This window comes from Rhizobium sp. SEMIA 4085, assembly GCF_013004495.1.
GTDB lineage: Bacteria > Pseudomonadota > Alphaproteobacteria > Rhizobiales > Rhizobiaceae > Rhizobium > Rhizobium gallicum.
Window position 1 is genome coordinate 1 of the sequence record NZ_JABEPH010000204.1, and the last position, 10,946, is coordinate 10,946.

Here is a 10,946-nt window from a genome sequence, read left to right on the forward strand (position 1 = left end):
CACCCTCATGACCGAGGATTGCCGGAAACAGGCCCTCCGGATCGGCCCCAGACAGCGTGAAATCGTCCGTGTGGCAGATGCCGGTCGCCTTGACCTCGACCAGAACCTCGCCGGCCCGCGGGCCTTCCAGCTGCACGGTCATGACTTCCAGCGGTTTTCCAGCCTGAACGGCAACGGCGGCGCGAACGTCCATTTAGAATTTCCTTTCGATGAAAACCAAGCCCGCCTCGACGGAGCATTGATCAATGTCCAATGTCGGAGGAATAGGGAGCGAGGTGGAGTAGCCGCGCCCGGACAAACATAGCGGGAGCAACCGTGATCGAGTTCGCAATCGTGAAAATCGTAGCTCTCCCTCAGGTCGGCGCGGCAACTTCTTCAACACCCTCCAGCCGCACCGGCCTTCGTTAACATACCGAAACGCATCTGCATACTAAAAAGTATCTTTAGTAACGCCCGATGCACCAATCGGTCGATCACCAGATTTGGCCGGTCGCGAGCAGCCTGAGGTCCCCTCAACGGAAAAGGCGTCGCGATAATACGACGGCGCCTTTGTCGGGAGGCGACCTGACGGTCTTGTATTATCCCTGGTGTTCGCGACCTTCCACCTGGATCACGAGATCGACCTCGTCGCCGATCATGCCGAGTGCAGCCTTCATGCCGAAATCGCTGCGTTTGACTTTGGTCGTGGCGCTGAAACCGACAACGTGGCTCTTATCCCAGGGGTTCTGGCCTTCCTTGTTGAACGTGACGTCCAACGTCGTGGATTTCGTGACCCCCGCTATCGTCAGGTCTCCGACGATCTGTCCCTTGTTGCCGGTCGTCTTTTTGAACTCCTTGCCGACAAAGGTGATCTCCGGAAATTCGGTAGCATTGAGCCAGTCGGCTCCCTGAATGTCCCCATCACGCTGCTTGTTGTTCGTCGAGATCGAAGCGACGCTGACCTTGACATCGAGGCTGCTGGCGTCTGGCTTGGAAACGTCGAAATCGAACGCGCCGGAGAACTCTTGCGCGACGCCGATCACTTTCGAGAATCCCAGATGGTCGATGTAGAACGCAATGCCCGAATGGACCGGATCGATGTCGAATTTCGCAGCCCGGGCGGGCGACACTGCGCCAGCGAGCGCCGTCATCGAAAGTAGCAATGCTGCAAGTCGGTATTTCATTTTCATTCTCCTCCTGGTGTTAAACTGGAAAGCTTGATCCATAATCGACCAATGCGATGGCAAAGGCCGCGGCGGCCGGCAGTGCAGCCAAGACGACATGGATGAAAAGGCGCGGAAATGGCCGAGACAGCCCGAACATTTGGTAGACACGCTCCGAAAATGCCGGCAGCACGACGCAGAGAGCGAGAGCCGCAAGTGCGATGAGATCGGCTTTGCGTGTGATCAGCACGACGGTATCGGCAATGGCGATCATGCCGCCCAAGGCGCCGATCGACGAGGCGCCGCCAAAACGGAAGGCAGGTTTTGCGGCGTGGATGACCAGGATTCCGAAACATCCACCCGCAAACATCAGGCAGAGCTGAAACGAGGAAGACGATGCGCCCAGAAGGGCGATCGGTGCAAAGCCGAGAGCAAGTACGGCAACGATGCCGCCCCGCTTCACGTCGTCTTCTGCGCCCGTTGCCCGGCGCAAGAAAACCATCCCCATGACCGCCACTCCGGCGACGGAGGCGAGCGCCACTTCCCAGGACGCTGTCCCCAATCGCGGCGCACCGACATAGAATGCGGCCGCGACTGGCTGCAGCAGCGCGAGAAAGCGCACGGCGCGTGGGGCCGCTATCTTAGCGGCAAAACCGATCGCCGTCCCGACAGCGATCACGTAAAACACCTTGTTGACCGCACCGACAGGCGGGAATGTCGGCACCTTGTTGTAGGTGAGCCAATAGGCTGCCACCAGCGCTGCGGGCATCAGGAGGTCGGTGAGACGGGCCAGGCCGTGCCAACGCATCAGGCTCGATGCTAAAACGCCGACCAGCGCCAGGGCGAGCAGGGACGCGACCAGCGCCTCCTGCGGGGAGTTGCCAAATCCAAGCATGCAGTGATTTCCGAACTGTGAGTGTTTAATGGCGCGTCGCCGACGTGTGCGACCTGCAAACCGGGCAGGTTCTTACCCTCGGGCTTACGCGCTCCGAAAGGTTGTTATCGCGATGACTTTGTCCATGATCCCCCCATAACCCGCTGCTCCTCAACAGCGGTCGCCACGTGCGGGTTAAATACTATCTAGTTTTCGAATACTAGATAGTTTCTGGATTAACGCTAGTCTTTGAAATTGACGATGTCAAGTTGCTTTGCGAAGAGACCTTTGTCTTTCGCACGCACACAAAATTTTTGGCGTAAAACCATAGGTCATGCTTAGCGCACGCGCTGGCGCCGTGCGCTTCTCACGGCATTTTGGCCCGATAATTTAGGCTAGGCAGTGGCCCGCGCGGCTGGCGTTGCCGCTCGTGAAGATCGGTACATTTCCCGCAGCACGACCCGGACCATGTCCCCGGATGCCCCGTCCTTGAGGAAGCTCGAAATACCGCCATAGGTGAGTTCAAGAACGATACCGCCGATGTAGAATGGGCTCGACGGCGGCTGCAGAACAAGGTTCAGCTTGTCGATCAGAATCTTGCCGACACCTTCCCACTGATCCCTGAACAGTTTTACATGCCGGTCTCCAAGTGTGTGGTCATGCTGGGCCATTCGAAGAAGCTCTATCGCCAGCATGCCCCACCGGCGGTCGTCGCCGCGGTCGTTAGCCCACGCCGCCAAGACATCGATCAGTCCCATTGGGTCATCGTGTTTTCCGAGAAGCTCGGTTAGCTGAACGACGTCGCCACCCGCGTTGCCAGCAAGAAGCTGTAAGAAGATATCTTCCTTGTTGGCGAAATTCGAATAGAACGCCCCCTTCGAGTAGCCTGCCTCTTCAGCGATGCGTTCAATCGAAGCCCCGGCATAGCCGTACCGTGCCATGACTTCATAAGCGGAGGCCAAAAGCTTTTCCTTTGTTCGAGCCTGACTTTGCTCACGTGTCAGTCGTGCCATTCGCGAATCCGTTTCGTGCGTATCCAGACACCGAGGCGTACCTCAAAGGTGGTCGTCACACAAGAGCCGTTAGAAGACAAACGAGTGCCCAGAAAATCGGATACTCGGGACCCATCTTCTGCCAGCGCCAATTTTTGCCATTGATTTTCACAACTGCGTAGCCCGCGCCCAGCAATACCAACACGCCGAAAAGGGCTGCGACCCGGGGGTATATCGAGAAAACCATGCCAACGGCCGCGCACACCTCCGCAACCATTGTAAGCCCAACGAACAGCTTCCCAGGCCTAAAGCCAGCCGCTTCAAATGTTCCGCCAGCCTTCTCGTAGTGCAGTCCCTTGCCGATGAGATGAGGAATAAACCAGGCGCCGCAGAGAATGCGGAGCCAGTCAATCAATACGAAGTCCATGTCTCCTCCTTGAAGCGACCTTTGCCGCGTTCGCGAGGATAGTTGACAATCCCCGCTTGCTTTTTCAGATACTAAACGGTATTCACAATCCATATAGGATGTCAATACGTTGCGATCTCTGAGTTTGGGAGGGTAAAGCTTATGGAAATGATGCGTGCTGCGCGCCTGCATTCCGTTGGTCAACCGATGAGGATTGATGAAGTTGAGCGGCCGAAGGCAACAGGAAGCGACGTCGTCGTCCGCGTGAAAGCCTGCGGAATGGTTCCGAATTTGGCGAACGTCCTGGCCAACTGGGAAACCTGGTATCCGCAGATGCCACTCCCGCCGCGCCCGGCAATCCATGGCCTCGATCCCAGCGGGATCGTCCATGAGGTCGGCCCTCAGGTCGTCAACATCAAGCCTGGCGACAGGGTGTATGTGAACCCGGGTCGATTCTGCGGCACTTGCCACCATTGTTCGTCGGGCAAGCCGCAGGCCTGCGAACATTGGACCCTAGGCGGCTACTTCGGCTACAATCAGAAAAGCCTGGAGATGTTCGCGCGCTATCCTTACGGCGGCTTCGGCGAATTCATGCTCGCTCCGCAGGCGCAGGTTATCAAGATCCCCGATAGTATGAGTTTCGTTCAAGGACCTCGCCTTGGTTATCTTGGCACCTCCTACGCCGCCCTCAAGAAATGCGGGCCGCTAATGGGCAAGACCCTGATCATTAACGGCGCGACCGGCACGCTGGGGCTCGGGGCCACGCTGTTCGCGCTGGCCATGGGCATCGCAAAGGTCTTCGCCGTCGCCAGGGGCGAGAAGCTCCTTGAGCGGCTGAAGGCGATCGCTCCCGACCGGATCGTCACCTTTTCGAATGTCAATGGATCGTCGGGAAGCTTCGTCAAAGAGCAGACCAACGGAAGCGGCGCCGACCTCATGCTCGATACGCTCGGCGCGAAAGCACCTCTCGACTCCATGCTGGACGCGATGGGCGGCGTCAAACGGGGCGGTCGCGTCGTCAACATCGGCGGAACGTCTGGACCTTTGCCTGTCGACGTCAAGTGGTGGATGGACGAGCAGATGGAACTGATCGGCTCCGTCTGGGTCACTGCCGCGGAAGGCATGGAAATCGCCGCAATGGTCGAGGCGGGCATCATCGACATGTCGGTCATGTCGCCAATGGTGTGGCCGTTGGAAAAGATCAATGAGGCGATCTCCGGCGTTGGGAAGGACGAGGGCGGGTTCACTTACTACGCCGTCGAACTGTAAGGAGGCGCCAATGGCTCACAATTACCGGGTCACGGTGGAGCGGCTGGAGGGCGACGTCCCTTCCACTGCCGACGAAGCTCTCGTTTTCCAAACCACCAATCACGACGACCTGTTCAAAATCATCTCGGCAGTTCGCCAAAAGCAGCTGCTGCCTGACGATGAGACGGCGGAGTTCACCATCGGATTGAAGCTGTTCGCAGAGGTTCTCATGAGGCACCGAGCGGATACGCCCTTCAAGGAACTGTTCCCGCATATCGGCAGCTTTATGAAGTCTCTGAAGCGCTGAAACCGCTTCCGTGCGGACTGCGGCGCAACCGGAGGCAATTGAGGACTATGACATGAAGACAATTTCGCTCGAACGGTCGTATGGCGGAACCCAAGGTGTCTACGCCCATCGCTCCGACACCTGCAACTGCGATATGACCTGCGCCGTCTATCTGCCGCCGCAAGCGCAAGAGCGTCCGTGCCCGGTGGTCTGGTATCTGTCGGGACTGACCTGCACCCATGCCAATGTCATGGAAAAAGGCGAATACAGGCGGGCCGCTGCACTGCTGGGACTGATTGTCGTCTGTCCTGATACAGGCCCCAGAGGCGACGACGTACCGGACGATCCCGGCAATTGGCAGTTTGGAAGTGGCGCCGGCTTTTACCTCGACGCGACATGCCCGCCGTTCGATGTGAACTACCGCATGTATTCCTACGTCTCGGAGGAACTTCCCCATCTTATTGCGTCGGAATTCCCGGCGGACATGGACCGCCAGGGCGTGTTTGGACATTCCATGGGGGGCCATGGTGCGATTACGCTCGCCCTGAAGCATCCCGATCGCTTCCGCAGCTGCTCTGCATTCGCGCCAATTGCGAGGCCCACGGTGGCTGGGTGGTCTCGACCCGCCTTCGAGCGTTATCTCGGCACTGACGAAGGCGCCTGGCGGCAGTACGACAGTTGTGCGCTCATCGAAGATGGCTTCCGTTTTCCCGAGCTCCTCGTCGATCAGGGCGCGGCAGACGCGTTCCTCGAGGACGGGCTGCGTCCCTCTGAGCTGCAGAGAGCCTGCGAGCAAGCGGGCATTCGCCTGAACCTTCGGATGCAGGAGGGCTATGGCCATTCCTATTATTTCATTTCGACTTTCATGGAAGACCATTTGAAGCGGCACCCTGAGCGGTTCAACCGCTGATCTGCCGCAAAGCCGTCAGAAGGCCGGGCATGGTGTCCGGCAAAACCGAAGGAAGAAGCAATGGCAAATATCGGCATACACCCCCATCTCGATGGCGGATTGAAGAACGGTGCGGTGCCCTTTGCGGGAGGCACGCTGGTCTGCGAATGCACGAAGAATCCGGTGAAAGTGAAGATCATGGGCGATATCGCCCACAATCACGCCTGCGGCTGCACCAAGTGCTGGAAGCCAAAGGGCGCGGCCTTTTCGATCGTTGCAGTCGCTCCGTCTGAAAACGTTGAGGTGATCGAGAATGGCGACAAGCTTGCCGTCGTCGACGCCAATGCCCTCATCCAGCGGCATGCCTGCAAGGAATGCGGCGTTCACATGCATGGACCGGTCGAGCGCGAACATCCGTTCAAGGGTCTCTCGTTTCTGCATCCGGAGCGCTTCGAGGAAGAGCGCTGGGCGGCCCCTGGTTTTGCGGCATTCGTGTCTTCCATCATCGAGAGCGGTTCCGATCCGACGCAAATGGACACTGTCCGCGCTCGCCTTCGCGAGCTGAACCTCGAGCCTTACGATTGCCTCTCTCCCAGCTTGATGGATTACATCGCCACTTGGACGGCGAAGACGAACGGCGTTCTGGCAGCATAGATGATCAAGAGCCGGGCCGCCGCCAGGCATGCTCTTCGATCAGTTCGCGACGATGACACAAGACGCGATCTCCGGTCTCGGTGTCGCTCTTCTTCCGGATTATCTCGCCGGCAGTGAAATCGCCGAAGGACGGCTGGTGCCGATCTTGGAGAGATCGGTGCCTGGGTCGGGGGTCTATTGGTCGGTCTGGCCGCAATCGCGTGCCAATTATCCGCTGCTGGAGGCTTTCCGCGCCTGACTGACCACAGAAGTGCGTCGAGAATTCATCGAATTTTCGGAGCGGACTGGAGAACGCATGCAGGGTTCTTCGGCGGAGTGACTAAGCCTCGTTGCAATCCCGGAGGCCGCCAATGTGTCCAAGATTATGTTGCGGGCCTTCGACCGCTACAGGACGCAAACGCGACGATGGGCGCCCACAAAAGCAACGGATCCACCATAAAATCCTTCGCAAATCCAAGGTTCAGTGAATATGTCCGCAGGGGGCCGCACGCTCCGAGGTTTCCCGGAATCGCATGGCGCCCCAGCACTCTCTTCGCCTGATTCCTGGCGTCGGCAGGCCGGGCGCGCAACGATCGACTGTTTAAATTAGTCCGAAGAGCAATCCATCCTTGGCAGTCGCTTTATCGGGGCCATTCCGCCCCCTTCATCAAGATGGTCCTACCGCCTTGTCCGATTTGGAATTGCATCAGGTCTTCGCCGATCACGAGTTCTCCAGTATAGCTCTCACGCACTTGCGCGACGACTTCATCCCAACTCGGAAGACCATTCTTGCCCGGCAGCAATCCCTGATGAGAGAAGACGACAAGCTTAGCTGCGGACTCCGCAAAAACCTTTCCCGCCTCGCGCGGCGTCGTGTGGTGGTCAAGAATTTTCTGATAGACGGGATCGTCGAGCATATCCTGCGGGGACGCCGCGAACTCGTGGATCAATAAATCCGCGCCTTTCGCGTTTGCAACGACCTTCTCGTCGTATTTCGTGTCGCCGCTAAAGACGACGGAATGTCCGTTGTAGTCGATGCGATAGCCAAAAGCCGACTTAATCTTCTCCCCGTGGTTCACGGGAAAGGCGGTCACCCTCAGTCCGTTCTTCTCGAACACCAAGCCGGCCTCGATCTCGACCGCATTCACACCCATTGCTTCAGCCTTCAGTCCTTCGTCGGCGGAACGGATTGCGGAATCTGCGGCGAAGAACATCGAGAGGCCCCTAGACATCTCGGCGGTCCCTTTGGGTCCGTAGATGTTCAAGCCCGACTTTCTGCCGCCAATGAGCTTCCAACCCAGATAACCCGTCGCGAGGATATCCGGCAGGCCAGTGATGTGATCGGAATGGAGGTGTGTGAGAAAGATCGCCTCAATGGCTCCAGGCGACACGCCGGCTTGGAACAGGCGTATTCCAGCGCCCCTGCCACTGTCGATCATAATGTTCATGCCACCGGCCTGTACAAGATTTGCAAACCCGAACCGCCTGATGTTGAATGTGGGAGTGCCGGTTCCAAGTAAAGTGACTTTCAGGTCATCGTCGGTAGGTGCGGTTGACTGAGCCCACATGGGCGATCCGCTAGTAGCGAACGTGACGACCAAAGTCAGCGCGATGGCGATTCTTCTAAACATACTCTCCTCCTCCAATTACGACTTTTGAACGAGGTAGTCGCGGCCTCTTTTGTGAGTTTTTCTGTGAAGCAGAAGTCGTCGAACTGGTTTGTGTGTAGCGGTGTCCCAGGCTCTCCTCCACTTTCAGATACCAAGTAGTATTCATAAACCCAGCAGTATGTCAATGCGTCGCGCTCAATGAGGATGGCAGGACTCTCTATGCAGAGCTCGCATCCGCATGTTACGGGCGGCATTCCAATCGACGGGGTTGCGGATTTTCACGCTGAATCGAGAAGAGCGCCTGTCGCTCGGTCAACCGCTCGCTGCGCTTAATCTGCCGAGCCAATCCTGCGGCGACATAGTCCAAGGCACGTCGATAGAACCGAAAAGGCGCGAGATGTATAGGTATATCGTCGCCACCGCACTGGGAGAGCGGCCCAAAAGCGAGCAGGTGGGCTTTTGGTAACTGTCGAGTTCGTTCCTTGGCAGATCGATTCGGCACTTTGATATCGCCCATTGTTTGGAACCTGGAAATCCAGGCAGTTACCCCATGGGAGGTCAAACGAGCCTGAATGGCAGGCGCAACTGAGAAATCCAATAATGCAGTGAGCACTCGGTACTCGCGATTTGGCGCGAGGCTTATTGGCATGCCATCAGCTGAAAAGCCGACGGAAGTCTTGCCGAAACTGCCCAAACAGACGTCGGTGACCTTCTCTCGTCAGGCCAGTTATCGCTAAACCACCAGAGCCGCCGGCGCGAAGCGGGAATTGATGCGCTTAACTGCGTTTCGTCGATCTCTTCGATGCGGTCAGCGGCACACGCATATCAGGCCAAGACCGGGAGGCCGCAATCGGCGCCAGCAGCGGCGCTGACAGCCGCTACTCTGATCAGAGGCTTGCTTATGTCGCAGGCATCAAGGAGCTCGATCAAATCGGCAGATCACCGTTGCGATTTTCGATGGTCTCATCAGTCACTTATGTCCACAAACTTTCTGGCGTAAGAATATCAAACGGAACGATGCGTTGTTCGATAGAATGCGCGTCGCGGCGATCGATTAAGCGAAGCATGACGTCGACAAGCTCGGCTGGCATCTTGTCGAGGGGATGGCATAGCGACGCTGTGATCAACCCCTCGCTCAGTCCTTCGAGCGGCCGCATCCCCAGTTCCTCAGGTGGCATCGCGAGAACTGCTTTAAGCAATGAAGGCGACGACTGCGGCAAGTTGATCGGATCATCCGGATCAGTCCAGCGAGGTGATGTTCTGGCGGAGCATCCTTGCAAATTTCTTCAGCCCATTTTGCTGAAGCGCGTCGATGAAACCTTCAACCGTTGGCGTTGTCTTGCGCAGATTAAGCCGCGCAAGTCTGACACTCGAAAGAAGCGCCTCGGGAAACGTATTATGAAGGTCAGCCAGGAAATCATCTGGCGACTTGCTCGTCACGCCGTAAGGCCGCAGGTCTCGTCGCGGGAAATCCTTGAGGTTCCATGTGACGATGGTAGAAGCTTTTCCAACAATGGCAGCGGCGAGTACATGCCGATCGTCATGGTCAGCTAGTTTAAGATCCTCGATCAACGGACGATAATTCACCACGTCCGCCTCCGGGAGGACGGCCTTCATACGGTCGCGCGTGAGCTCCAGGCGTTCCATGGGCAAACCCGGAGTGTTAGCGGCGAGATTGCGCATCCACTCGCCGTGGATATCGTCGGTCCAGCGCGCCTCGACAAGGCCATCAAAGGCGCACTGGATCAGGACATTCCGCAGATGAAATGGATAGAGGACGCAGGCATCATAGACCGCGACAGGCGGTTTAGAGGCCATGGGTCTGGATCAGGTCCTCGGTATCTTCGGCAAGCGCGTCAACCGCCGCTTGACGGACGTCGAGCCTGGATTTCAGCCCGAGCACATCCTTTAGAAGAGCACGGCGGTGGTTGCCCACGTAGCGGAATGGCAGATCGCCCCGATCCATGCGCAGGACGACGAGGGGACGAGAGATGCCGAGAATAGCCGCCGCCTCGGTCGGGCTCAGTTCTTGATCTTCGGCCAGCACGGCAACACGTTCGCCGCGCAGCATGTGCGCCAAAAGCGCCTCAACTGCCGCGGCGGCCGAGGGCGGTATCGAGAGCGTCTGTTCCTTCCCGCCTTCATGACGAACATGAAGTTCCAGCCTGTCGCCTGCGCCCAGTTTCGGCAGAGGCGAGGCTGCCTTGCGATCGCGATCCGACAGTCCGGCGAAGTGAACGATTTGGCTGGCCATGGCGATATCTCCTGATATCGCCAATATAGTGCCCACAGCCGGTAACTGCAATAACTGAAAGTTTGCGAAATGCGATTGAGTTAAGGGATTTGGCCGTCTGACCGAAGCCGCTCAGAATTTCATCGCTAAATCAAATATCTAATCCATTGGACGGCGTCGCGATAGGTTCGAATCCTTTCAAGAGCTTCAGGATTTGCAGGTTATGCTTTCGATCGCACCATGTTCGATCGGTTCATCAAAAGGCCGCCTCCCAAGCAGAAGGTCGCCAGCAACTCCGACATCGCAATCTTCATAGAGAAACGAAATGCTGCAATCTGGAACATGCGGGTCTGTAGTTCGACTCCTTTCAAGGCGAGAGGGGGCAGCGTTGTGGTCGGGTCGAGGGCTATACCATCTTCGTCCGCTCCTGTGGTGATCAATGCGGCGCTCTGGATGACATTCCTCTGTCGCTGTGCCGTTCGGGTCAATCCCGGCACGGAACCGCGGAGGCTATCTCGATATCTTAATCGACCGTGCCTCCACTTACGTCGATAGCGCCGATGATCGCCCCATTCAGGAGACGGAGGAAATCATCTGCCACCGTTTGTGCGGCCTCCTTGCACGGTGTGCTGT

At 57.5% G+C, this 10,946-nt stretch carries 13 protein-coding genes and 1 pseudogene; 5 read left to right on the plus strand and 9 right to left on the minus strand.

Annotated features, from left to right (window positions below; all coding sequences use genetic code 11):
* The 5 genes from C9413_RS19620 to C9413_RS19640 all read right to left on the minus strand — a co-directional run.
* On the minus strand, positions 1-193 hold a 193-nt coding region (locus C9413_RS19620; protein WP_170250789.1), incomplete at its 3' end, for an alcohol dehydrogenase catalytic domain-containing protein.
* Between the two features lie 385 nt (positions 194-578).
* Positions 579-1,163: a YceI family protein gene (locus tag C9413_RS19625; protein WP_040116314.1), complete on the minus strand. Its 585-nt coding sequence runs from the start codon at positions 1,161-1,163 to the stop codon at positions 579-581.
* Between the two features lie 19 nt (positions 1,164-1,182).
* The gene (locus C9413_RS19630) at positions 1,183-2,037 is read right to left on the minus strand and encodes a hypothetical protein (RefSeq protein WP_040116313.1); all 855 of its coding nucleotides are present in this window, start codon (positions 2,035-2,037) and stop codon (positions 1,183-1,185) included.
* A gap of 374 nt (positions 2,038-2,411) precedes the next feature.
* Positions 2,412-2,978 carry a TetR/AcrR family transcriptional regulator gene (locus C9413_RS19635; RefSeq protein ID WP_246703795.1) on the minus strand — a complete coding sequence of 189 codons (567 nt, stop codon included), beginning with the start codon at positions 2,976-2,978 and terminating at the stop codon, positions 2,412-2,414.
* A 106-nt stretch (positions 2,979-3,084) separates the two neighbouring features.
* Positions 3,085-3,435 carry a DoxX family protein gene (locus C9413_RS19640; protein WP_040116312.1) on the minus strand — a complete coding sequence of 117 codons (351 nt, stop codon included), beginning with the start codon at positions 3,433-3,435 and terminating at the stop codon, positions 3,085-3,087.
* 141 nt (positions 3,436-3,576) lie between these two features.
* On the opposite strand from C9413_RS19640, the gene C9413_RS19645 reads away from it, so the two are divergent.
* From C9413_RS19645 to C9413_RS19665, 5 genes and pseudogenes are all read left to right on the plus strand, one after another.
* Positions 3,577-4,683 carry an alcohol dehydrogenase catalytic domain-containing protein gene (locus C9413_RS19645; protein ID WP_170250791.1) on the plus strand — a complete coding sequence of 369 codons (1,107 nt, stop codon included), beginning with the start codon at positions 3,577-3,579 and terminating at the stop codon, positions 4,681-4,683.
* Between the two features lie 10 nt (positions 4,684-4,693).
* Entirely contained in the window at positions 4,694-4,969 is a 276-nt protein-coding gene (locus C9413_RS19650; RefSeq protein WP_040116310.1) for a DUF3861 domain-containing protein, read from the plus strand.
* A gap of 52 nt (positions 4,970-5,021) precedes the next feature.
* Entirely contained in the window at positions 5,022-5,858 is an 837-nt protein-coding gene (fghA, locus tag C9413_RS19655) for an S-formylglutathione hydrolase (protein WP_170250792.1), read from the plus strand.
* A gap of 60 nt (positions 5,859-5,918) precedes the next feature.
* On the plus strand, positions 5,919-6,491 hold the full coding sequence (gene gfa / locus C9413_RS19660; protein WP_040116308.1) for an S-(hydroxymethyl)glutathione synthase: 573 nt from the start codon (positions 5,919-5,921) through the stop codon (positions 6,489-6,491).
* 25 nt (positions 6,492-6,516) lie between these two features.
* Positions 6,517-6,729 (plus strand): annotated as a pseudogene (locus C9413_RS19665) (LysR substrate-binding domain-containing protein); the annotation flags it as partial.
* 382 nt (positions 6,730-7,111) lie between these two features.
* Here the strand turns inward: C9413_RS19665 and C9413_RS19670 are convergent.
* From C9413_RS19670 to C9413_RS19685, 4 genes are all read right to left on the minus strand, one after another.
* Positions 7,112-8,101: an MBL fold metallo-hydrolase gene (locus C9413_RS19670; protein ID WP_052451898.1), complete on the minus strand. Its 990-nt coding sequence runs from the start codon at positions 8,099-8,101 to the stop codon at positions 7,112-7,114.
* A 953-nt stretch (positions 8,102-9,054) separates the two neighbouring features.
* Entirely contained in the window at positions 9,055-9,237 is a 183-nt protein-coding gene (locus C9413_RS19675; protein ID WP_052451897.1) for a hypothetical protein, read from the minus strand.
* An 82-nt stretch (positions 9,238-9,319) separates the two neighbouring features.
* Positions 9,320-9,898: a PIN domain-containing protein gene (locus C9413_RS19680; RefSeq protein WP_040116305.1), complete on the minus strand. Its 579-nt coding sequence runs from the start codon at positions 9,896-9,898 to the stop codon at positions 9,320-9,322.
* Positions 9,888-10,334, minus strand: coding sequence for a DNA-binding protein (locus tag C9413_RS19685; RefSeq protein WP_170250793.1), 447 nt, complete (start codon positions 10,332-10,334; stop codon positions 9,888-9,890). The genes C9413_RS19680 and C9413_RS19685 overlap by 11 nt, the downstream gene beginning before the upstream one ends.
* Positions 10,335-10,946 lie beyond the last annotated feature (612 nt).